The organism is Oscillospiraceae bacterium (assembly GCA_025757685.1).
In the GTDB taxonomy this organism is placed as follows: Bacteria; Bacillota; Clostridia; order Oscillospirales; family Acutalibacteraceae; genus CAG-217.
In genome coordinates, this window is sequence record CP107220.1 from 1,912,665 (window position 1) to 1,936,440 (window position 23,776).

22 protein-coding genes are annotated in these 23,776 nt (G+C 56.0%); 19 read left to right on the forward strand and 3 right to left on the reverse strand.

Going from position 1 to position 23,776, the window contains the following annotated elements; translation table 11 throughout:
- Positions 1–132 precede the first annotated feature (132 nt).
- Complete coding sequence (locus tag OGM59_09075; GenBank protein ID UYI90836.1) at positions 133–1,923, forward strand: LCP family protein; 1,791 nt, start codon at positions 133–135, stop codon at positions 1,921–1,923.
- Between the two features lie 267 nt (positions 1,924–2,190).
- Here the strand turns inward: OGM59_09075 and OGM59_09080 are convergent, their stop codons facing one another.
- Positions 2,191–3,051: a histidine phosphatase family protein gene (locus OGM59_09080; protein ID UYI90837.1), complete on the reverse strand. Its 861-nt coding sequence runs from the start codon at positions 3,049–3,051 to the stop codon at positions 2,191–2,193.
- On the opposite strand from OGM59_09080, the gene OGM59_09085 reads away from it, so the two are divergent.
- Positions 3,050–3,685, forward strand: a complete 636-nt coding sequence (locus tag OGM59_09085; GenBank protein ID UYI91774.1) for a helix-turn-helix transcriptional regulator — start codon at positions 3,050–3,052, stop codon at positions 3,683–3,685. The genes OGM59_09080 and OGM59_09085 overlap by 2 nt on opposite strands.
- Here the strand turns inward: OGM59_09085 and OGM59_09090 are convergent, their stop codons facing one another.
- Complete coding sequence (locus tag OGM59_09090) at positions 3,686–4,393, reverse strand: 5'-methylthioadenosine/adenosylhomocysteine nucleosidase (GenBank protein ID UYI90838.1); 708 nt, start codon at positions 4,391–4,393, stop codon at positions 3,686–3,688.
- A complete protein-coding gene (locus tag OGM59_09095; protein UYI90839.1) occupies positions 4,387–5,232 on the reverse strand; it encodes a VanZ family protein in 846 nt (281 codons plus the stop codon). The genes OGM59_09090 and OGM59_09095 overlap by 7 nt, the downstream gene beginning before the upstream one ends.
- Positions 5,233–5,454: 222 nt before the next feature.
- Here OGM59_09095 and rpmH point away from each other — a divergent pair, with 222 nt between their 5' ends.
- The 17 genes from rpmH to nadA all read left to right on the forward strand — a co-directional run bounded on the left by rpmH (position 5,455) and on the right by nadA (position 23,642).
- The gene (gene rpmH, locus OGM59_09100; GenBank protein ID UYI90840.1) at positions 5,455–5,589 is read left to right on the forward strand and encodes a 50S ribosomal protein L34; all 135 of its coding nucleotides are present in this window, start codon (positions 5,455–5,457) and stop codon (positions 5,587–5,589) included.
- A gap of 20 nt (positions 5,590–5,609) precedes the next feature.
- Positions 5,610–5,954 carry a ribonuclease P protein component gene (gene rnpA, locus OGM59_09105; protein ID UYI90841.1) on the forward strand — a complete coding sequence of 115 codons (345 nt, stop codon included), beginning with the start codon at positions 5,610–5,612 and terminating at the stop codon, positions 5,952–5,954.
- A complete protein-coding gene (gene yidD / locus OGM59_09110) occupies positions 5,938–6,222 on the forward strand; it encodes a membrane protein insertion efficiency factor YidD (GenBank protein UYI90842.1) in 285 nt (94 codons plus the stop codon). Before rnpA ends, yidD begins: the two co-directional genes overlap by 17 nt.
- Positions 6,219–7,202, forward strand: coding sequence for a YidC/Oxa1 family membrane protein insertase (locus OGM59_09115; GenBank protein ID UYI90843.1), 984 nt, complete (start codon positions 6,219–6,221; stop codon positions 7,200–7,202). The genes yidD and OGM59_09115 overlap by 4 nt, the downstream gene beginning before the upstream one ends.
- 42 nt (positions 7,203–7,244) lie before the next feature.
- On the forward strand, positions 7,245–8,291 hold the full coding sequence (locus OGM59_09120; protein UYI90844.1) for a Jag N-terminal domain-containing protein: 1,047 nt from the start codon (positions 7,245–7,247) through the stop codon (positions 8,289–8,291).
- 496 nt (positions 8,292–8,787) lie between these two features.
- Complete coding sequence (gene mnmE, locus OGM59_09125; GenBank protein ID UYI90845.1) at positions 8,788–10,152, forward strand: tRNA uridine-5-carboxymethylaminomethyl(34) synthesis GTPase MnmE; 1,365 nt, start codon at positions 8,788–8,790, stop codon at positions 10,150–10,152.
- Entirely contained in the window at positions 10,152–12,017 is a 1,866-nt protein-coding gene (gene mnmG, locus OGM59_09130; GenBank protein ID UYI90846.1) for a tRNA uridine-5-carboxymethylaminomethyl(34) synthesis enzyme MnmG, read from the forward strand. Before mnmE ends, mnmG begins: the two co-directional genes overlap by 1 nt.
- The gene (rsmG, locus tag OGM59_09135; GenBank protein ID UYI90847.1) at positions 12,014–12,718 is read left to right on the forward strand and encodes a 16S rRNA (guanine(527)-N(7))-methyltransferase RsmG; all 705 of its coding nucleotides are present in this window, start codon (positions 12,014–12,016) and stop codon (positions 12,716–12,718) included. Before mnmG ends, rsmG begins: the two co-directional genes overlap by 4 nt.
- A 99-nt stretch (positions 12,719–12,817) precedes the next feature.
- Complete coding sequence (locus OGM59_09140; protein ID UYI90848.1) at positions 12,818–13,651, forward strand: ParB/RepB/Spo0J family partition protein; 834 nt, start codon at positions 12,818–12,820, stop codon at positions 13,649–13,651.
- Positions 13,652–13,952: 301 nt separating this feature from the next.
- Positions 13,953–14,717, forward strand: a complete 765-nt coding sequence (locus tag OGM59_09145; GenBank protein UYI90849.1) for an AAA family ATPase — start codon at positions 13,953–13,955, stop codon at positions 14,715–14,717.
- A 46-nt stretch (positions 14,718–14,763) separates the two neighbouring features.
- Positions 14,764–15,615, forward strand: coding sequence for a ParB/RepB/Spo0J family partition protein (locus OGM59_09150; protein UYI90850.1), 852 nt, complete (start codon positions 14,764–14,766; stop codon positions 15,613–15,615).
- A 4-nt stretch (positions 15,616–15,619) separates the two neighbouring features.
- Entirely contained in the window at positions 15,620–16,906 is a 1,287-nt protein-coding gene (gene serS, locus OGM59_09155) for a serine--tRNA ligase (protein UYI90851.1), read from the forward strand.
- Between the two features lie 588 nt (positions 16,907–17,494).
- A complete protein-coding gene (gene adhE / locus OGM59_09160; protein ID UYI90852.1) occupies positions 17,495–20,095 on the forward strand; it encodes a bifunctional acetaldehyde-CoA/alcohol dehydrogenase in 2,601 nt (866 codons plus the stop codon).
- Positions 20,096–20,109: 14 nt separating this feature from the next.
- A complete protein-coding gene (locus tag OGM59_09165; GenBank protein UYI90853.1) occupies positions 20,110–20,850 on the forward strand; it encodes an aminoglycoside phosphotransferase family protein in 741 nt (246 codons plus the stop codon).
- A gap of 231 nt (positions 20,851–21,081) precedes the next feature.
- Positions 21,082–22,257: an aminotransferase class V-fold PLP-dependent enzyme gene (locus OGM59_09170; protein ID UYI90854.1), complete on the forward strand. Its 1,176-nt coding sequence runs from the start codon at positions 21,082–21,084 to the stop codon at positions 22,255–22,257.
- A gap of 17 nt (positions 22,258–22,274) precedes the next feature.
- Positions 22,275–22,703, forward strand: coding sequence for a Fe-S cluster assembly scaffold protein NifU (gene nifU / locus OGM59_09175; protein UYI90855.1), 429 nt, complete (start codon positions 22,275–22,277; stop codon positions 22,701–22,703).
- A gap of 24 nt (positions 22,704–22,727) precedes the next feature.
- Positions 22,728–23,642 (forward strand): quinolinate synthase NadA, encoded by a 915-nt coding sequence (gene nadA, locus OGM59_09180; GenBank protein UYI90856.1) that lies wholly within the window; start codon positions 22,728–22,730, stop codon positions 23,640–23,642.
- Positions 23,643–23,776 lie beyond the last annotated feature (134 nt).

The window sequence follows — 23,776 nt, forward strand, 5'->3', positions numbered from 1 at the left end:
TTACAAATTTTTTATTGTAATGACATAAAAAATGAAGTATAATTGTGGCTATGCTTTGGGGCACACAGGCGCTTTTGTTTTTTGTGCTGTCGGTCCCAACGGAACTACCTGCAAAAAGAGGAGATCTTTTTCATGGCAAAAGACTATAATATTGACGATATTTTGTCCGAGGTAAAGCAGCGCCGGGCAGAGCAGGAAAGCAACTTAAAGGCTGCGCCTGCGCCCAAGGCTGCGCCTGTACAGACGGACGCCAATCGAGAAGCCTACGCCGGTAAACTGGTGGAGGAGCTGCTGGGTCCGGAAAAGCCCGCTGTAAAGCCGGAACCGAAGGAGAAAAAAACAGCAGCGCCGCAGCCGCCGAAAGCAGCGCCGCAGCCCACCCCGGCACCCCGAGCGAAAGCGGAGCCGCAGCAAAAAGCTGCCCCTGCGCCGGAAGCCAAACGGGCACCCAAACCCGCCGCACCCAAGGCAGACACTGCCGATGTGCCGGTGCAGCAGGTGCGCCGCAAGCTGCAACCCCCGCCCCCGGCATACGAAAATCGGGATCGCACCGTGACCCCGGACAAGCCGAGCCAAAAGCCGGAAAACCAGCCTCCGCTGGAGCCGGCGAATCTGCGCCACCAAGCCACGGACGAGATGATTGATTTGTTCTCTCTCTCCGGCAAGGCGGAGAATGCACCGGCGGCAGCGGACAAAAAGCGCAAAAGCGGCAAAAAGCACAAAAGCGGCAAAAAGCAAAAAGATCCGAACGCTATGCCCTGGCGCAAGACCAAAAAGGGCAAAATTTCCATTGCCATTATTGTTGTGCTGGCCGTGCTGATTGTGGCCGGCGGCGTTTTTGCCGTGTGCTATGTAAACGGTCTGTTGGGTAAGTTCACCGACGAAGCGGACGATTACAAAAAGACGGACACCTCCTATCATGGTATGGATTTCTTAAAAGAGAACTTTCCGGAGATCAAGGAGCCGTCTGCGGCAGATGCAACGACCTATAAAGAATATTTGAAAAACTGGTACAAAAACGGCGATCCGGTCAGCTCTACCCATGTAAAGAACATTTTGCTTATCGGTGAGGACACCCGGGAGGAGCAGATCAGCGACACCTCTCGTGCCGACTCTGCCATTATCGCCAGCGTTAATATCGACACCGGCAAGATCACTCTGACCTCCGTACTGCGCGATTTGTATGTGTACTTTGAGGCGAACGGTGAGGGCCAGTACGACAAAATCAACGGCGCTGCCTCCATGGGCGGCATGAAGGAATACATCAAAACCGTGGAGCGTTACTATAAGATCCAGATCGACAACTACGCGGTGGTGAACTTTGCCAGCTTCCCCAAGATCATTGACAGCCTGGGCGGCGTGACCATTACCATTACCGATCGGGAGATCAACGAGATCAACAACCACCCCAAGCGCTACGGCAATGTGTATATCGAGAAGAGCTATGAGGGCACCGAGGGTAAGCAGAAGCTGAACGGTAAGCAGGCGCTGGCCTACTGCCGTATTCGTAAGATTGACACGGATAACGCCCGCGCCGATCGGCAAAAGACCGTGCTGCTTCAGGTGTTTAAGAAGATGAAAGGTTCTTCCACCACCGAGCTGCTGAAAGTGGTCAACGACCTGGTGGGCTATGTGTACACCGGGTACAGCAAAAAAGAACTGGTGAGCCTGGCTACCTATGCTCTTTCCAACGGCTGGATGAATTATGAGACCCAGACTTTTTCTGTGCCTACGCCGGATCATGCCCGCGGCGGCAACTACCTGATCGGTCCCACCCAGCTGACCCCCTGCGGTCCCAGTCGGGGCGTGTGGCTGTGGAAGTCGGATATTCCCCAGGACGCCTACGACCTGCAAATGAAGATCTACGGCAAGAGCAATATTAAATTGGCAGAGAACCGCTGTGATTATTGCAACCTGCTGTAACGGCAGAATAAACAGAAGAAGAAATGTAAAAAAGCACCCTACCGGGGTGCTTTTTTGATAATGATTTTATGTAAATGCGGGCGGCAGATTGCCGCCCCTACGAGTAAATAGATGTTAAAAAACATAAAAGACCGCAGGCGTTTTGGTAACCGGTGGACCGTAGGGGCGGATACCATCCGCCCGCTTGATCCCAACATTTTTTATTTATCAAATTCCATTTTGTAGGGTGCGATGCCCGATCGCACTGTTAAATGCCGTCACAAAATCTTAGTCCTCTACCTGCTCCAACTGCGCCATGGGAATGGGGGCGGTGTCCTCCACTTGCATTTTATTGGCGCGCATCCACAGGGCCGGGTCCAGGTGTAGCTTGTAGCCAAAGCCCGGGTCCGTCTGCCAGTTGGCCATGGCTGCCTCCGGCAGGCCGTAGCAGGTGAGCAGGGTCATCATGACCCCGGCGTGGCACACCAGGGCGATCCGCCGGGTGCCGGTTTGGACACAGCCGGAGATCACTTTTTCAAAAGCGGCGCACACCCGGTGCATAAACTGGGCGTTGGTCTCGCCGTACGGCGGGCTTGCCTGCATATCCCCTTGCAGCCAGTCCCGAAAGTCCAGGTTGTCCTGCAATTCCGCAGCGGTCTTGCCCTCAAACTCGCCGAAGTTATATTCCTTAAAATCCTCAATGGTAATCAAATTGTTACGGGGAAAGAGAATGGTGGCGCTGTCCTTGCACCGCTTTAAGGGGGAGGTAAACACGGCGTCCACCTCCGGGTACGGGTACTTGCCCCGCAGGGTATGCAGTTGGTTAATACTATCCATAGTGAGTGGCAAATCCGTCTGCCCAATATACTGTGCGTTTAGGTTGCCTTTGGTGAGCCCGTGTCGAAAAAGATAAACCGTGTATGACTTCAATGCAAAATCCTCCTGAACAACGGCGATAGCCGACGAAACATTACAAATTGTTGACAGAATAAAATAGCCCTTTACAAAGAGTATAAGCTGATATATAATACTCGTTGTAATATTTTTGGGAGTGAATGAACAAATGGAGATCCAAAGCGAGAACCTGGAACAGGTCAAAGAAGAGTTCAAGGACCTGAAAGGGCGGGCCAAAGCCGCCAAGCGCGCCATGCGCCAAAGTAAAGCCGACAAGGCGGAGAAAAACAGCAAGTTCGCCGCCACTCTGAGCCAGCTGCGTCGGGAGCGGGGCATCAGCCAAAAAAAAGCCGCCGGCGATTTGGGTATCAGCCAGGCACTGCTGTCCCATTACGAAAAAGGCATTCGGGAGTGCGGGCTGGACTTTGTGGTCAAGTGCGCCGACTACTACGGCGTAACCACCGACTACCTGCTGGGGGTGTCTGCCAGCCGCAACGGACTGGATCCGTCCGTGTATGCCAGTTTGGGTGCAGAGGACGATGATATGCCCCTGAGCACCCTGAGCCAAGCCACCCGTATTTTGCTGGATACGGCAGCCGCTGCCTCTCGCGGGGGCGCTGCCCGGTATATTTATGATTACTATATGCTCAGCCTGTACCGAGGTGCGCTGACGATGGCAAAGGCCGGTATTTTGCCCAGAGAGATGTTCAAGCTGGACTACAATCTGGGTCGTGAGTTGGCCTCCGCTGCCTTGGCGGTGCAGGACGCCCGCTTTGTGTTTATTGAGGACAAAAGCCGCACCGGCTCCGATGTGCCGGAAAAGACGGCGCTGCATACCATCATTGCCGAGGCGGAAGAATATATCCTGAATAATTTTGTGATCGAGTGATCAGAACAGGCTCTCCTGGGTTTGCTCCTCCGCCACAAATCGCGTTAAGATCGTCGCAGACAGTTCTGCGGCGATTTTTTTGAATGTGGGGTAATCCATGGCTGCGTTTTCGTCGCCGCCGTCGCTGATGGCGCGCATTACCGCAAAGGGCACCCCGTTGGCAGCACAAACCTGACCCACGGCGCCGCCCTCCATCTCGCCGCACAGGGCGTCAAACTCCCCGGCGATGGCAGACTTCAGCGCTGCGGTGCCGATAAAGGTATCGCCGCTGGCTACCGTGCCCCGATGGATACGCTCGCCGCTGTTGATGGCGGTGCGCGCCAGCCGATCGGACAGGGTTGGGTCCGTTGCCACTTTAATGGTGCCCAGGCCATTGATAAAGCCCTTTGGCTCGCCTAAAGCGGTAATGTCAATATCGTACTGGCACACATCGGTGGCAATGACGATATTTTTAATCACCACCCGCTCACTTAGGGAGCAAGCTACGCCGATATTGATGACCCGATCCACTTGGAAACGGTCAATGAGCAGCTGGGTGCATAGGGCGGCATTTACCTTGCCCGGTGCGCACTGCACCACGGTGATCATCACGCCCTCCAGTTCGCCGGTCACGAAGTCGCAGCCTGCCGCCCGGGTGGTGACGGTGCCGGTCATCTTGTCCTTAATGGTGCGGACCTCCACATCCATTGCGCCGATAATGCCTAACATATACGGGTCTCCTTTTGCAGTAAGGGCCGCAGCAGCAGCCGAAAAATCAGGACGCCGAGCACGGCTCCCAGGGTGTTTAAGATAATATCGTCCACATCCGCGTCCCCGCTTTTGGTGAGAAGCTGAAAACTCTCTACAAACACGGACAGGGCCACAGGCACCAGGGTGCCCCACAGCACCGGACGCCGCCGCACCGTGCCGCAAAGGGCCAGGGACAGGGAGGTAAAGTACAACACATTCCCTGCCGAGTGCAGGGCGGTGGAAAAAGACAGGGTGCCGGTCTTGGCATAATACCACAGGCAGTAGATCTCGCCCCGGAAGGGTACGCCGTTGGCGGTAACGAAAATATTGCCAAAGGTGCGCAGCAGAAAAAACTGCAGGATAAAAAGAAACGCACACAAAGGCAGATAGCCCAGGGAGAACCGGCGGTAAAACAGGGCAAAGTCCACACACGCCTTGCTGCACCGGGCGCAAATCCAGCCTGCCGCCAGCAGGGTGAATACGCTGATGAGGGTGTAAAGAAAGTGGTAGATAATGCGGCTGTCATCCAGCCGGGCAATTAAATTTACCGTATAGCGGTCGATAAAGAACAGCACCAGCGACACCTGCATTAAAACGGCGCAGGCGGTGCCTGCAAAGCGCAGGGAGCGCTCGGTCAAAAAGTTCCACACCGTGACCGCCGCAGGGATCACAAAAGAGAGGATCAGCTTTAACCACTGGTAGCGGAAGTTGAAAAAGAACGGTGCGTGCCAGCTGTCTAAAAAGCAGCAGCCTGTAAAAAACAGCCCCAAAACCAGGGCCACACGGCTGACAGCGCGCCACGGACTTGTAGTGTGCATAGGTTCTACCCCCAACATATAGTGACATTATAATATATTATGAGAATAAAAACAAGAAGTAACAGATTTTTATTGACAACAGGGCGCATTTTATAATATAATATCAACCGCTAATGTGGATCACTATCCCACAAGCCAAAAGTCAATTCGCCTGCACTATGCCGTGCAGAGCATAAGTAAAATCAAGACCAGTTTGATTTTCAGAAACGGAGTGAATGCAAGATGAAAAGAACTTTCCAGCCTAAGAAGCGGCACGCACAGATGGAGCACGGCTTCAGAAAGAGAATGTCCACCAAGAACGGCAGAAAGGTACTGGCCCGCCGCCGTGCTAAGGGTCGCAAGTCCCTGTCTTACTAATTGACCGAACGGAGCGTATTGTGAAAAGCAGCGCCATAAAGGAGAATAAGGTCTTTCGCCGCCTGTACCACCGTGGTAAGAGCAAGGCCGGAGCCAGCCTGGTGACCTATTGTATGAAGAATCGCCGAGGTGAGACCCGGGTGGGCATTACCACCTCCAAGAAAATCGGCACCGCCGTAGAGCGCAATCGCGCCCGCCGGGTGATTCGTGCCGCCTTTTCACAGCTGGAGGACGGTGTGACCGGATGGGATCTGGTGTTCGTGGCGCGCAGCCGCACCACCAGAGTGAAGATGCAGGTGGTCCTGGCGGATATGGAAAAACAGTTGACGGCCTTAGGGGTGTTATCGCATGAAGAACATCGTTAAGAAGCTGGCGATCTTCCTGATTCGTACCTACCAGCTAACCCTCAGTCCCCGATTTTCGCACGGCGCCTGCCGCTATACCCCTACTTGCAGCCAGTATGCACTGGAGGCCATTGAGATCCACGGCGTGTGGAAGGGGTGCTGGCTGGCGTTTTTGCGTATTTTGCGCTGCAATCCTTTCTTTAAGGGCGGGTACGACCCGGTGCCCCCAAAGAAGGACAAGCCCTGCGCTCCCTGCTCTACAACTGAATCTAACGAGGACAATGCATGAACAGTATTTTATTAGCTGCCACTTCTTCTTCCGCGGGCATGGGCCTTTTTAAGCCGCTTTATTGGCTGTTCGGTGTGTGCATGGGGTTCCTGATGGATCTGCTGAACAATCAGTATTTCGTGGCCATCGTCATCTTTACGGTGGTGACCCGAGTGATCCTGCTGCCCTTTAACATCCACCAGCAAAAGACCATGGCCAAGACCGCCCGCTTGCAGCCCAAGCTGGCGAAGCTGCAGAAGAAGTACCCGGACCCTAAGGACCGGATGAAGCTCCAGCAAGAGACCCAGGATCTGTACGCCCGCGAGGGCCACAATCCCATGCAGATGGGCTGCGGACCGATGCTTTTCCAGATGGTGTTCCTGATGGGCATCATCGGGATTATTTATTATCCCCTGTCTTATGTGCTGGGGATGAAGGGCTTTGCGGATCAGTCCGCCAACATTGCGCAGGTGGTGCAGGAGCTGGGCTACAAGGGCCAGTATTTGCAGCTGGGTATTTTGGAGAATTTCGGCGCCTATAAGGACACTTTGGTTGAGAAATTCCCCACCCTGTTTACTGCGGAAAACTGCGCCGCCATTCAGGCGTACCGCAACGGTATGGTGATCGGTAATTTAGATATGACCGTCATTCCCCACTGGAAAGACGGGATCATTATTATCATTCCCCTGCTTTGTCTGGTGACCTCCCTGGCCTCCACCCTGGTGTCTACCATGATCCAGAAGAAGAACAATCCGGCAGCCGCACAGCAGACCAGCCAGATGCTGATTATGATGCTGATGATGCCGTTCTTCTCCTTTTACATTTCGTTTAAGGTACCGGCAGCGGTCGGTTTTTACTGGATCATCTCCAACCTGGTGGCCATTGTGCAGCAGCTTTTCCTGGCCAAGTTCTTCCCGCCGAAGCGCAGCCAGGCCAGACTGATGCTGGAGAATACCATTTACCGGCGCTCCAGAGAAGCGAACATCAAAAAAATGAAATAACACGACCCCCCGGGTCACCGGGAGGATAAGTCGGAGGAAAGCATGTTAAAAGAATTTGAAGGCAGAGGCAAGACCCTGGAGGAGGCCCGCAACACGGCCCTCATCGGTCTGAATGCGCCCGCCTCGGCAGATGTGCATGTGGAAGTGGTACAGATGCCGAAGAAGAAGGTGCTTGGCCTGTTTGGCGGCAGCGACGCTGTGGTCAAGGTCAGCTACGACGACGGCAAGCGGGAAAAGAAGCCCCAGCCCCGCCGCGAAGCACCGGCGCAGCCCAAAAAGCAGGCGCAGCGCAGCGACAAGCCCCAAAAGGCAGAGAAGCAGAGCGCGCCCCGTGCTGCCAAGGCAGACAAGCCTCGTGCACCTAAGGCGGACAAACCCGCCCGTGCACCCAAAGCAGATAAACCCCGAGAGAAGGCAACCGTGCAGCTTAGCGACGCAGATCTGAACAGCGCTTGCCTGTACTTAAAGCGCCTGATCGAGGGCCTGCAAGTGGAGGATCCCCAGGTGGCCGGCATTCTGAAGGACGGCCTGGTGGAGATCACCATTGACTGCGAGGATTACGGTATTATCATCGGCCACCGGGGCGAGACCCTGGACGCCCTGCAATACCTGACCTCTTTGCAGATCAAAAAGCAGACCGATAAGTATGTGCGCGTGGCCCTGAATGTGGGCAACTACCGGGAAAAGCGCCAGGAAACCTTGAAGAACCTGGCCAAGAAAAACGCGGCCTATGTGCTGCGCACCGGCAAGCGCTACACCTTTGAGCCTATGAATCCCTATGAACGGCGCATTTTGCACACTGCCATTCAGGAGGTAGAGGGTGTGACCTCTCGCTCCATTGGTGTGGATCAGAACCGTCGCGTGGTGCTGGAGCCGGAAGGCGGCGTGACCAACACCGGCAGTGATCGGGAGCGCTACAACCGTGGCAGTCGCGGCGGTCGTCGCGGCGGCAATCGTTCTGCCGGCAGCAAGCCTGCGGCAGCCCCCAAGGCAGACCGGGCAGACTTGCCCAAGTTCGGCAAAATCGAAGTGCCGAAAAAGGAGACTCCCGCTGAGGAAGCAGCCCCTGCTGCACCTACGGCGGAATAAGTCCAAATACCAACGGCGGAACCGCAGGGCAACCACGGCTCCGCCGTTCTTGTATTTTGCCCGGCGGTATATTATAATAGGTATAAATAATATTTTGGGGTTTGTAAAAACAGAGAATGTAGGGTCCGATCCCCACATCGGACCGTGGTAGGGCGGGGGCTTGCTCCCGAGTGAATTGCACGCAGTGCAAGAGACACGAGGCTCCAAATGCGTCAGCATTTGGGAGAAACAGTCCGGGGGACTGTTTCGTAGCGAGTGCATAAATTCCTCCGAGTTCGCCTACGGCAAACCCACCACCTAACCGGTGCCCGTCCCCTCTGTCGCTGCGCGACATCTCCCCACACCGTGGGGAGTCACCCTTTACAAGGGAGGCAAAAAGGTTTATTGTAGGGGCGGCAACCTGCCGCCCGCGGGCGGATACGATCCGCCCCTACGCAGATATTGATATTATACGGAACATCACTTTATCATAACTCCAAACAAAGAAGGTGCAGGTATGGCAAAAACCATCGCGGCCATCGCCACCCCCCACGGTGTGGGCGGGATCGGCGTGGTGCGGCTGTCCGGTGATCGGGCGGTAGAGATCGCCCAGGCAGTATTCCGTGCGGCAGACGGCAGTCGGCTCTCCGATCTGCCCGGCTACACGGCCCGTTTCGGCAGCGTGGCACAGGGTGAAAAAGCCTTTGATCAGGCGGTGGCGCTGGTGTTTCGTGCGCCCCGCTCCTACACAGGTGAGGATGTGGTGGAGCTGAGCGTTCACGGCGGTCTGGTGACGGTGGAACGCACCCTGCAAGCGGTTCTGGCTGCCGGGGCAGCCCCTGCCGGTCCCGGCGAATTTACCAAGCGGGCGTTCTTACACGGCAAAATGGACCTAACCGAGGCGGAAAGCGTGGCGGATCTGATTTCCGCCTCCGGCCAGGCGGCGGCAGACAGTGCCTATACCGCCCTGTCCGGCGCTCTGCGGCAAAAGATCGAGGGCGCGCTGGATATTCTCATGGAAGTGAGCGCCGGTATGGCGGCCTGGGTGGACTACCCGGACGAGGAGATCCCGGAACTGGACAGTGACACCTTGCTGGAGAGTCTGCAACAGGCGCAGGGCTTGCTCTCTCACCTGCTGGCAGGCTATGACAATGGTCAGCTGATGACCGCCGGGGTGGACACGGTGATCGTTGGGCGCCCCAATGTGGGCAAAAGCGCCCTGATGAATGACCTGACCGGTCAGGAGACCAGCATTGTGACCGCCGTGCAGGGCACCACCCGAGACGTGGTGGAGCGCACGGTGCGGCTGGGAGATCTGACTCTGCGGCTGGCGGATACCGCCGGGCTGCGCCAAACGGACGATGTGGTGGAGCAGATCGGCGTGGAACGAGCACAGGCCCGGTTGCAACAGGCGCGGCTGGTGCTGGCGGTGTTTGACGGCAGTACGCCCCTGACTCCGGCGGACGAAGAACTGATGACCCTTTGCAAGGGCAAAACCGCTGTGGCGGTGGTGAACAAAAACGATTTGCCCCCGGCGGCGGTGCAGGAAAAAATCAGAGCCGCCTTTGATCGGGTGGTGGCGTACAGCGCCAAGAACCACATCGGTCGGGACGATTTGGCGGTGGCGGTGGCAGACGCCCTTGGGGTGCAGAATTTTGACGCGGCGGATCCGCTCCTTGCCAACGAGCGACAGCGGCAGTGCTGCCAAACGGCGGCAGACTGTGTGGCGGAGGCTGTGGCCGCGCTGGAAGGCGGCATGACCTATGACGCGGTGAATGTGAGCATTGACGCGGCGGCGGATGCCCTGCTTTCTCTCACCGGTGCCCGGGCGACACAAGCTGTGGTAGATCGGATTTTTGAAAAATTTTGTGTAGGTAAGTAATGGAATATTTTGCAAAAGCATACGATGTGGCGGTGATCGGCGCCGGCCATGCCGGGATCGAGGCCGGATTGGCAGCGGCACGGCTGGGGTGCAGCACCGCTGTGTTTACCATCAATATGGACTGGGTGGGCAATATGCCCTGCAATCCCTCCATCGGCGGCACCTCTAAGGGTCACCTGGTGCGAGAGATAGACGCATTGGGCGGCGAAATGGGCAAGGCGGCGGATCGCTACACGCTTCAATCTCGAATGCTGAACCTGGGCAAAGGCCCGGCGGTGCATTCCCTGCGGGCACAGATTGACCGGCGCGCCTATGCCGGAGGGATGAAGCACACGCTGGAGCGGCAAGACAATTTGGACCTGCGCCAGTGCGAAATTACAGATATTGTCCAAGGCGAGGACGGTCTTTGGCGCCTGACCACTAAGCTGGAAGCGATCTATACTGCCAAGGCGGTGGTACTGGCTACCGGCACTTTCCTGGGCGGCCGCGTGTATGTGGGCGATGTGAGCTACGAAAGCGGGCCGGACGGTATGTTCCCGGCAACGGCGCTGGCAACGGCGCTGAAAAAGCTGGGTCTGCCCCTGCGCCGGTTCAAGACCGGCACCCCTTCCCGGGTGAACGCCCGCAGTTTGGATTTTGACAAAATGGAAGTGCAGCCCGGCGACGACCGCACGGTGCCCTTTAGCTTTGAGACGGATACACCGCCGGAGAACAAGGTGGTGTGTCACATCACCTACACCAATGCTGCCACCAAACAGGTGATCTTAGACAACCTGGACCGCAGCCCTATGTACAGCGGCAAAATTGAGGGCAAAGGCCCGCGGTACTGCCCCAGCTTTGAGGACAAGGTGGTGCGCTTCTCTGATCGGGAACGGCACCAGTTGTTTGTGGAGCCGTGCGGCGAAAAGACGGAAGAAATGTACCTGCAAGGGTTGTCCTCCTCCCTGCCGGAGGATGTGCAGTTGGCGTTTATCCACACCATTCCCGGTTTGGAGCACGCCCAGGTGATGCGCACCGCCTACGCCATTGAGTACGACTGCGTGGACCCGCGAGCCATGAAAGCCAGCTTGGAGTTTCACGACTTCCCCGGGCTGTTTGGTGCGGGGCAGTTTAACGGCTCCAGCGGCTACGAAGAAGCCGCCGCCCAGGGGCTGGTGGCCGGGATCAACGCCGCTATGTTGGTGCTGGGACGGGAGCCGCTGGTGCTGGATCGGGGCAGCAGTTACATTGGCACCCTGATCGACGATTTGGTGACCAAGGGCTGCACAGACCCCTACCGTATGATGACCAGCCGCAGCGAGTACCGTTTGGTGCTGCGCCAGGACAACGCCGACCGGCGACTGACACCTACCGGTTACCGGGTGGGACTGATTTCACAGGAACGGTATGATAAATACTTGGAAAAACAACGGCTGATTGAAGAAGAACGGCAGCGGGTGGCGCAGGTGAGCGTGCCTCTGACCGACACCATTCAGCAAATATTGACTGCTAAGGGCACGGCACCCCTAAAAACCGGCTGCAAGCTGGAGGAACTGCTGCGGCGCCCCCAACTGACCTACGCAGATTTGGCACCGGTGGATCCGAAACGGCCGGACCTGCCGGCAGCGGTGTTTGAACAGGTAGAGATCGGTATTAAATACGCCGGGTACATTGCCCGTCAGGAGCAGCAGATTAAGGAGCTGCGCCGGGTGGAGGCCCAGCGGATACCGGCGGACATAGATTACAGCAAACTCACCGGCCTGCGGTTGGAAGCTAAGGAAAAGCTGGCTGCCGTTCGCCCTGAAAACTTGGGGCAGGCTGCCCGGATCAGCGGGGTCAACCCGGCGGATGTGGCAGCGTTGCACATTCTATTGGAGAGCCTATGATCGACACGGAGAAATTATCCCGACTGCTTGAAGAACGAAACATTGCTGTGGACGGCTACGCAGCCCAACGGCTGGATCTGTATGCCCAGCGACTGGTGGCGTGGAACGAAAAAATGAATCTGACCGGCATTACCGATCCGGAGGGCATACTGGAAAAGCATTTTATCGACTCCATAGAGCCGCTGCGTTTTGTGGAGATACCGAGAAATGCCCGGGTGATTGATGTAGGTACCGGTGCCGGGTTTCCCGGTCTGCCGCTGCTGATCGCCCGGCCGGATCTGGATCTGACCCTGGCAGACAGTCTGCATAAGCGGCTGGTGTTCCTGAAAGATGTGCTCCATGGCTGCGGGCTGGTGGCAGAGCTGGTGCATGAGCGGGCGGAGATTTTGGGCAAAGACCCGGACTATCGGGAGCAGTACGATATTGCCACTGCCAGAGCGGTGGCGCCCCTGCCGGTGCTGTGCGAATACTGCCTGCCTTTTGTGAAAGTGGGCGGCGCGTTCTTGGCGCTGAAAGGCGCGGAGGACGAGGTGGCGGCGGCAAAGTGTGCCATAGCGACCCTTGGCGGGGAGTTGGAACAGAATGTTTCATATAAACTACCAAGCGGCGACAGCCGCCATTTGGTTGTGGTGCGAAAAATATCGCAAACCCCGACAAAATACCCGCGAAAGCCTAAAAAAATAGATACCAAGCCGTTATAAGCCTGTCGAAGCTGCGGTTTTAGATTGACTTTCCCCCGATGGGAAAGTCTTTCTTTTTGTTCTAAACTGTGATACAGTATAGTCAAAGGAGATGAGGACATGGCCAAAGAGATCGTAGAGATCCCAACGGAACGGCTGCTGCCCAACCCCTACCAGCCCCGCAAGCAATTCAGCAGCGAGGAAATGCTGGGGCTGGCAGACTCCATTCAGCAAAACGGCGTGTTGCAGCCATTGCTGGCACGGCGGATCAACAACAGTGATTATTATGAGCTGATTGCCGGGGAGCGGCGGCTGCGGGCATCCATTTTGGCCAACCTGCAAACGGTGCCCTGCATTGTGCTGGACTGTGATTATCAGGACAGCGCAGTGATCTCCATTTTAGAGAACATTCAGCGAGCGAACTTGAATTTCTTTGAGGAAGCCCTGGCTATTGCGCATTTGCACGAGCATTTTGGACTAACGCAACAGGAGATCGGCAAAAAACTGGGCAAGAGCCAGTCAGCGCTCTCCAACAAGCTGCGCCTGCTGCGACTGCCTGCCGATGTGCGGTACTATATTGAGAAAGAAGGGCTGACGGAGCGCCACGCCCGAGCACTGCTGAAAGTGGACGACCCGGAAGTCATGTGGACAGTGCTAAGGGCAGTCACCGACCGCCACCTGAATGTAGAACAGACAGAAAGCATGATCGCCCACCTGCTGGGCGAAGATGCGCCGGCGGACAAGCACCGCCGCAAGGTGGTGCCCCTGTTTCGAGATGTGCGTATCTTTGTCAATACTGTAAACAAGGCCATTGCCACAATGCAAGCCAGCGGTATTGACGCGGTCAGCAATAAAACAGAGACAGACGATTATATCGAATTCCATGTACGCATACCCAAGCATACTGACGAAAGCACCACACAATCCTCTGCAAATGCAGACAAACCCGCTTAAAACGGGAAACCGTTTTAACATATTCTCCTCTTTTCATCACACGGGATGGCTCGGCGGCAACGCCGGGCCATTCTGTGTTTCATGTGAAACACAGTGTAGGCTCGCAATTTATATGTTTCATGTGAAACACGCCGGAAAAGCAGCCAAATGTTGTTTCATGTGAAACACGAAAACGGTGCCACAAAATATGGTATGGCCAAATCTGACAGCCACAAATCTCCAAAAATAATACGCGCTGTTTCACGTGAAACCCTTGAAGCGGACGGGCCTTTGTTGTATAATACCAATCGGAGGTGCCGATATGGGAAAAACCATTTCTATTTTTAATCAAAAAGGCGGCGTGGGCAAAACCACCACTTGCGTCAATTTGGCGGCTGCTTTAGGCGCCAAGGGCAAAAAGACTTTGCTGGTAGACGTTGACCCCCAGGGCAACAGCACCAGCGGCGTAGGTGTGGATAAAAGCGAAATTGAGTATTCCACCTATGATATTTTGGTGGACAACCAGCCTGCCCGTGCGATTTTGCACGAAACGCCCTTTAAGAACCTGGATTTGCTGCCGGCGAACATGAACTTGGCCGGCGCGGAGCTGGAACTGGCGGAAACGGAGGATCGGTTTCGTGCGCTAAAAAAAGCCATTGCCACCCTGGTGGTGGAGTATGACTATATTATTATTGACTGCCCGCCCAGCTTGGGATTGCTGAGCCTGAATGCACTGGTGGCGTCAGACACCCTGATCGTACCCCTGCAATGCGAATATTACGCTTTGGAGGGCTTGAGCCAGTTGCTCAGCACCGTGCGCACGGTCAAACAGCACTATAACCCCCACTTAGAGCTGCAAGGGGTGGTCTTTACCATGTATGACAGCCGATTAAAGCTGACCCAGCAGGTGGTAGACGAGGTGGAGAAATACTTCCCCGGCAAAACCTACCACACCATGATCCCCCGCAGCGTCAAGCTGGCAGAAGCCCCCAGCTACGGCAAACCGGTGCTGTATTATGAAAAATACTGTAAGGCCAGCTTTGCGTATAAAAAGTTGGCAGACGAGGTGGTTAAGCAGAGCCGTTGACCCGGCTCTATAATATAATAGGTATAGGAAAAGCGGAGGAAATGCGATGGCTAATAAAAAATCCGGCCTGGGCAAAGGACTGGGCCAGTTGTTTTTAGAGAATTCCGTTGATGAGTTGGTGGCAAACAACACGCTGCCCTTAGAGGAGATCGTACCCAACAAGGAGCAGCCCCGAAAGACCTTTGACGAAACGGCGTTGGAGGAATTGGCGGAGAGCATTCGCCAGCACGGCGTGTTGCAGCCCCTTTTGGTGCGGCCCCTGCCCGGCGGCGGGTACCAGCTGGTGGCCGGTGAGCGGCGATACAGAGCCAGCCGCATCGCCGGACTGCGAGAGGTACCTGTGGTGATCCGGGAATTGTCCGATGTGGAGACCATGGAGATCGCCATTATTGAGAACTTGCAGCGTGAGGATCTGAATCCCATTGAGGAAGCGGAGGGACTGCAAGCACTGATTGATCGCTGCGGTTTTACCCAGGATCAGGTGGCAGCCAGCGTAGGCAAGTCCCGCCCGGCTATTGCCAATAGTCTGCGGCTGCTGAAGCTGCCCCCGGAGGTGCGGGAGATGACCAAAAGCGGCACCATCTCTGCCGGTCACGCCCGGGCGCTCCTGGGACTGCCGAACGAGGCGTTGATTTATGCGGCAGCGGAGCAAATCGTTTCACACAAACTTACGGTGCGGGATGTGGAAAAGCTGGCCAAGCGCAGTCAGCAGGAAGCCGGTGCGGCACCCAAGCCCCGATCCCGACGGGATGCGTTTTACGACGAGGTGGAACTGGCGCTGAAGGAGACCTTGGGCCGCAAGGTGCGCGTGGTGCCCGGCCGGGGCAAAGGTACGCTGGAGATTGAATTCTATTCCAATGAAGATCTAAAAGATTTGGCCAATAAGTTAGGAGAATAAAAGCATGCTGGATATGAAATTTGTGCGGGAAAATCCCGAACTGGTAAAGGAGAACATCAAAAAGAAATTTCAGGACGAGAAGCTGCCCCTGGTGGATCAGGTAATCGAACTGGACGAGCGTCGTCGGGCTGCCATGACCAAGGCGGACGAGCTGCGTGCAAACCGCAACAAGCTGTCTAAGGAGATCGGTGCCTTGATGGCACAGGGCAAGAAGGAAGAGGGCATGGCCCTGCGCCAAAAGGTGGCGGATCAGGCCAAGGAACTGGAAGAACTGACCAAAGAGGCCAACGAGCTGAACGAGCAGGTCACCAAGATCATGATGACCATTCCCAATATCATTGACCCCAGCGTGCCCATCGGTAAGGATGACAGTGAAAATGTAGAGGTGGAGCGCTTTGGGGAACCGGTGGTGCCGGACTTTGAGGTGCCGTACCATACGGACATTATGGAGCGCTTTGACGGCATTGATCTGGACGCTGCCCGCAAGGTGGCCGGTAACGGCTTTTATTACCTGATGGGCGATATTGCCCGGTTGCACTCTGCGGTCATCAGTTATGCCCGTGACTTTATGATCGACCGTGGCTTTACCTATTGCGTGCCGCCGTTTATGATCCGCTCCAATGTGGTTACCGGTGTAATGAGCTTTGCCGAGATGGACGCCATGATGTACAAGATTGAGGGGGAGGACCTGTACCTGATCGGTACTTCCGAGCACTCTATGATCGGCAAATTTATTGATACCATCACCCCGGAGAGCGAGCTGCCCAAGACCCTGACTTCTTACTCTCCCTGCTTCCGCAAGGAGAAGGGCGCTCACGGCATTGAGGAGCGCGGCGTGTACCGTATCCATCAATTTGAGAAGCAGGAGATGATCGTGGTCTGCAAGCCGGAGGAGAGCAAAATGTGGTTCGACAAGCTGTGGCAGAACACGGTGGACCTGTTCCGCAGCCTGGATATTCCGGTGCGCACGCTGGAGTGCTGCTCCGGCGATTTGGCAGACTTGAAAGTCAAGAGCGTAGACGTGGAGGCCTGGTCCCCTCGCCAGAAGAAATATTTTGAGGTGGGCTCCTGCTCCAATCTGTCCGACGCCCAGGCCCGCCGCCTGAAGATCCGCGTGAAGGGCGAGCACGGCAACTACCTGGCCCACACCCTGAACAACACGGTGGTGGCGCCCCCCAGAATGCTCATCGCCTTCCTGGAGAACAACTTGCAGGCAGACGGCAGCGTACTGGTGCCCAAGGCCTTGCAGCCGTATATGGGCGGCACAGAGCGCCTGGTGCCGAAAAAATAATAGTGTTCCACGCCAAACAGCGCCTGTCTGCGGACGGGCGCTGTTTTTTGCGTATGCGGACCGTGCACCCCCCCACTGCGGCTGCGCCGCTTTTCCCCCCTTTGCAAGGGGGGCGAAGAAGATGTAACCGATAAGCCTCCCTTGTAATGGGTGACTCCCCGCAGTGCGGGGAGATGTCACGCAGCGACAGAGGGGACGGGCACCGGTTCGGTGGGGGACCGCCGTAGGCGGTGGAGGGATTAAACGGTTAAGCAAACACTTAACAAATAACTACACCGCTTTATGCAATTCCACCAAAAACAATGTGAACCGTGTAACACGATAGTGGGCGTGTTTTGAGAAATAGGGGAGAAACGCCGGGGAAAAGGCGGAAAATTGTTCCGAAACTGGATGATATTGTGAACTTTGTAACAAATTATTTCGGCTTATTCAAAAATATGCCCAAAAACATCGTTAAAAGATTATCAATTTTTAGTGGTATGGTAGATTTGTGCCCAAAAGGCTTGCAAAGGCAAAGGCTTTTCAGTATGATATAGATGGATTAGCGGAACACCGCTATGATAGTAAGTACAACTTGGAGGCAATAAAATGGCAAGAGAAATCATCGACAGCGTAGAAAAGCTGGAGGCGGAGCTGGACCGTGTGCGCGCAGCGCAGCGGGAGTTCGCCACTTACACCCAGGAGCAGGTGGATAAAATTTTCTTTGCGGCGGCCATGGCTGCCAATAAGGCAAGAATTCCCCTGGCCAAGATGGCGGTGGAAGAGACCGGCATGGGCTTGGTAGAAGACAAGATCATCAAGAACCACTACGCGGCAGAGTACATTTATAATGCATACAAGAACACCAAAACCTGCGGCGTGATCGAGGAAGATAAGGCCTACGGTATTAAGAAGATCGCAGAGCCTCTGGGTGTGATTGCGGCGGTGATCCCCACCACCAACCCCACCTCTACGGCCATCTTTAAGACCCTGATCTGCCTGAAGACCCGCAACGGCATTATCATCTCTCCCCATCCCCGGGCCAAGAAGAGCACCACTGCTGCGGCCAAGATCGTGCTGGACGCTGCTGTGGCAGCCGGCGCGCCGGAGGGGATCATCAGCTGGATCGACGCACCGTCTCTGGATATGACCAACCTGCTGATGAAAGAGGCAGACACCATTTTGGCAACCGGCGGCCCCGGTATGGTAAAGGCCGCGTACTCCAGCGGCAAGCCTGCCCTGGGCGTTGGCGCCGGTAACACCCCTGCCATTATTGATGATACCGCAGATATTAAGCTGGCGGTGAACTCGATTATCCATTCCAAGACTTTTGATAACGGTATGATCTGCGCCTCCGAGCAGAGCTGCATTGTGGATAAGAAGATCTACAAGGCGGTGCGCAAGGAATTTGAGGATCGAGGCTGCTACTTCCTGAAAGCGGACGAGATTGATAAGGTGCGCAAAACCATTATTATCAACGGCGCCCTGAACGCAAAGATCGTGGGTCAAAAGCCGGTGACCATTGCGGCACTGGCCGGCGTGACCATTCCCGAGGAGACCAAGGTGCTCATCGGCGAGGTGGAGAGCGTAGACATTAGCGAGGAGTTTGCCCACGAAAAGCTGAGCCCGGTGCTGGCTATGTATAAATCCGAGAACTTTAATGACGCACTGGAAAAGGCTGCCCAGCTGATTGCAGACGGCGGCTACGGTCATACCTCTTCCGTATATCTGAACGCTGTGACCGAGCAGGAGAAGCTGGACGCATTCTCCGCCAAGATGAAGACCTGCCGTGTGCTGGTGAACACCCCGTCCTCTTTCGGCGGTATCGGCGACCTGTACAACTTTAAGCTGGCACCGTCCCTGACCCTGGGCTGCGGCTCCTGGGGCGGCAACTCCGTGTCTGAGAATGTAGGGGTCAAGCACCTGGTGAACATCAAAACCGTTGCAGAAAGAAGGGAAAATATGCTGTGGTTCCGTGCCCCGGAGAAGGTGTACATTAAGAAAGGCTGCCTGCCGGTGGCGCTGGACGAAGTGGGCAATGTGATGCAGAAGAAAAAGGCATTCATTGTTACGGACAGCTTCCTGTATAAGAACGGCTACACCAAGCCCATCACTGATAAACTGGACGAAATGGGCGTGACCCACACCACATTCTTCAATGTGGCACCGGACCCCACCCTGGCTTGCGCCAAAGAGGGTGTGGCTGCCATGAACGCTTTCCAGCCGGATTGCATTATCGCCGTTGGCGGCGGCTCCGCCATGGACGCCGGCAAAATCATGTGGGTGATGTACGAGCACCCGGAAGTGGACTTCCTGGATCTGGCTATGCGCTTTATGGATATTCGTAAGCGTGTGTACACCTTCCCCAAGATGGGCGAAAAGGCGTACTTTATCGCCGTTCCCACCTCCGCCGGTACTGGTTCCGAGGTAACGCCCTTTGCCGTAATTACCGATGAGCGCACCGGCGTGAAGTACCCGCTGGCGGACTATGAGCTGATGCCCAATATGGCGATTGTGGACGCAGACTTCCACATGACTGCGCCTAAGGGTCTGACTGCTGCTTCCGGTATTGACGCAGTGACCCACTGCCTGGAGGCTTACGCTTCCATGATGGCTACCGATTATACCGACGGTCTGGCCATCCGCTCTTTGCAGATGATCTTCCAGTACCTGCCCCGCGCCTACGACAACGGCCCCAACGATCCGGTGGCTCGTGAGAAGATGGCCAACGCAGCCACCATGGCCGGTATGGCATTTGCCAACGCGTTCCTGGGTGTGTGCCACTCTATGGCGCATAAGCTGGGCGCGTTCCACCACCTGCCTCACGGTGTGGCAAACGCACTGATGATTGACTATGTACTGCGGTTCAACGCGGCGGAAGTACCTGCCAAGATGGGCACCTTCCCCCAGTATGACCACCCCCACACCCTGGCGCGCTATGCCGAGGTGGCAGACGCTCTTGGCGTTAAGGGTCGCACGGATGCTGACAAGCTGGAAGGTCTGATCAAGAAGATCGACGAGCTGAAAGACTATGTGGGCATTAAGAAGAGCATTCAGGAATACGGCGTGGACGAAAAGCATTTCCTGGACACCCTGGACGATATGGTGGAGCAGGCATTCGATGACCAGTGCACCGGCGCCAATCCCCGCCTGCCCCTGATGAGCGAAATTAAGGATATGTATCTGCGTGCCTACTACGGCAAAGAATAAGGGAGGTTATCTGTATGAAAGCACTGAAAGAGCGCGAGCATAAAGTTATCTATAAAGACGGCGACAAGGTCGTCAAGGTGTTTGACGAGACCTTTTCCAAGGCCGATGTGCTTAACGAGGCACTGAATATGGCTCGGGTAGAAGAGACCGGTCTGCGGATTCCCAAATTGCTGAATGTAAGCAAGGTGGACGGCAAGTGGGCCATTACCAGAGAGTATATTGAGGGTACCCCCCTGAGCCAGCTGATGGCACAGCACCCGGAGAAGCAGGACGAGTACCTGAATACCTTTGTGGATATTCAGCTGGAGATCTTGGGCAAAACCTGCCCCCATCTAAATAAGATTAAGGACAAAATGCACGCCAAGATCAGCGCCTCCGATTATGAGGCCACCCTGCGCTATGACCTGCACAACCGCTTGGAGGGGATGAAACCCCACAAAAAGGTGCTCCATGGCGACTACTGCCCCAGCAATGTGATCGTGACGCCGGATGGCCGGTATTACATTATCGACTGGGCACATGCCACCCAGGGCAACGCCTCTGCGGACGCGGCCCGCACCTACCTGACCTTTACCCTTAGCGGCCAGAGCGATGTGGCAGAGAAGTACCTGGCGCTGTTCTGCAAAAAAGCGGATATTCCCAAGCAGCTGGTGCAGCAGTGGATGCCCATTGTGGCCTGCTCTGAGAGCACCAAGCACATTCCCGGCGAGCGGGAAGTGCTGGACCGCTGGGTCAATGTGTTTGACTTCCAATAATCAGCCCCCCTCCATGTTGGGTTTCCTGCCCAACAAGGTGTGTACCCCGACAGTGCGCCCCCCTGCACTGCCGGGGTCTTTTTTAGGAATCATGCGGTGGGAGCAAGTCCCTGCCGCTGCTGTAATACTTCCCCTCTCTGCATAATCCCCAAAAAATGTTAAATCCTATTGACAGGGTATGCATTGTGTGGTATTTTTTAATTCAAAGTTTAGATGAAAGGGTGTGCGGGTATGCAGGTGTATGCGGACAATGCGGCCACCACCAGAATGAGTGACCGGGCGGTGCAGGCCATGCTGCCGCTGTTGCAAGAGAATTTTGGCAACCCCTCATCGTTGCATTCTGTAGGGCAGCGGGCTAAGGAAGCGCTGGAGAATGCCCGGGACAGCATTGCTGCGGACCTGGGCGTCTCGCCCAAGGAGATTTATTTTACCTCCGGCGGGTCGGAGGCGGACAACCAGGCCATTCGCTCGGCGGCGGCTATCGGTCGTCGCAAGGGCAAGACCAAGATCATTTCTTCCGCCTTTGAGCACCATGCGGTGCTGCACACTTTGGCGGCGCTGGAGAAAGAGGGTTTCACCGTAGAGCTGCTGCCGGTGCATGAGAATGGGATTGTTCGCCCGGCGGAGCTGGAAGCGGCCCTGGATGAGAACACCTGTTTGGTAACCATTATGGCCGCCAATAATGAGATTGGCACCTTGCAGCCGGTGGCAGAGATCGGCAAAATTTGCCGTGCCCACGGGGTGCTGTTCCATACGGACGCGGTACAGGCGGTGGGGCATACCCGGCTGAACATCACACAGAGTGATATTGATCTTTTGTCCCTGTCTGCGCACAAGTTCCACGGTCCCAAGGGCGCCGGGGTGTTGTACGCCCGCCGCGGGGTGGCGCTGACCAATGTAATTGAAGGCGGCGCCCAGGAGCGGGGCAAGCGGGCCGGTACGGAGAATGTGCCTGCCATTGTGGGTATGGCTGCTGCGCTGCATGAGGCTATGGAAAACCTGGACCGGGACGCGGCGTATGTAACGGAGCTGCGCCGCACATTGGAAGATAAATTAAGCCGGATCCCGGAGAGCCGGATCAACGGCGACCGGGCGCTCCGGCTGCCGGGCACGCTGAATATGTGCTTTGCGGGCATTGAGGGCGAGAGCCTGCTGCTCCTGCTGGATCAGGCAGGTATCGCAGCGTCCTCCGGTTCCGCCTGCACCAGCGGCAGCCTGGATCCCAGCCATGTGCTTCTGGCCATCGGCGTACCGGTGGAGGTGGCCCACGGCTCCCTGCGGCTGTCTCTTAGCGGGGAGAACACGCCGGCGCAGGTGGCGCATATTGCCGAGACGGTGCCCCGGGTGGTGGCGTATCTGCGCTCCATCAGCCCGGTTTGGGAGCAAATGCAAAACGAGAAAGCGTAAAGAACAGGAGCGAGAAGATGGCTTTGTATTCCGATAAGGTGATGGACCATTTTATGAACCCCCGCAATGTGGGCAAGCTGGATAACCCCTCCGGTGTTGGCCAGGTGGGCAACGCCCGCTGCGGCGATATTATGAAGATTTATATCCAAGTGGAGGACGGCGTGATCACGGATGTGAAGTTCAACACCTTTGGCTGCGCCTCTGCCATTGCCAGCAGTTCTATGGCAACGGAGCTGATTAAGGGCAAGCCCATTGACCAGGCGCTGGCGCTGACCAATCAGGCGGTAGCGGAAGCGCTGGACGGCCTGCCTGCAATAAAAATGCACTGTTCCGTCCTGGCCGAGGAGGCCATCAAGGCAGCAGTGAAAGATTATTATGACAAGAACGGCATTGCTTACGACCCGGCGGCCTTTTGCCCCGGCGACTGCGCTCATTGCCATGAATAACCCGGTGTAAGGGAGGAGAAAACCATGATACGGGATATACAAGATGAGATTATGCGGCTGAAAAAGGAGAACGATGTGTGTATTCTGGCTCATTTGTACCAGAACGACGCCATCTTAGAGGTGGCGGATTACACCGGCGACTCCTTTGCTTTGGCCAAATTGGCCCAGACCGTGCCCAACAAGACGGTACTCATGTGCGGCGTGCGCTTTATGGCGGAGACAGTGAAGATGCTGGCGCCGGACAAGCGGGTGCTGCTGAGCAATCCGGACGCCGGCTGCCCTATGGCGGAGCAGATGGACCGGGAAGTGATTGAACAGGTGAAAGAGAATTACCCGGATTATACCGTGGTGGCGTATATCAACACCACGGCGGAGCTTAAGACGGTGTGCGATGTGTGCGTCACTTCTTCCAGTGCGGAAAAGGTGATCCGCAAGATCGACAACGACAAAATTCTCTTTATCCCGGACTGCAATTTGGGGGACTATGTGTCTCGCCAGGTGCCGGAAAAGACCTTTAAGCTGCTTAGCGGCGGCTGCCCCACTCATGCCCGGCTTACTGCCCGGGATGTGCAGGCGGCCAAGGCCAAGCATCCCCAGGCGCTGTTTTTGGTGCACCCGGAGTGCGTGCCTGCCGTTGTGGAACAGGCGGATTATGTAGGTTCTACCACCGGCATTATGCATTATGCCATGCAGAGCGACGCCAAAGAATTTATCATCGGTACGGAGAACAGTATTTGCGAGCACCTGCAAATGCAGTGCCCGGACAAGCGCTTTTACCCCCTGTCCAAGGACTGCGTGTGCCACAATATGAAGGCCACCACCCTGGGCGATGTGCTGGGCTGCCTGCAAGGCACCGCCGGCCAGGAGATCACCGTGCCCCCGGAGATTGCGGAAAAGGCCGTGCGCTGCATTGACCGTATGATAGAACTCTCCCAGTAAAGCAGAATAGATAGAAATACATAAGGACGGCCTCGGCCGTCCTTTGTTTGTTGTGAAATCCCCCCAATGCCTCCGGCGCAATCCCCCCTGCGGCTACGCCGCTTTCCGCCTAACCGGCGCCCGTCCCCTCTGTC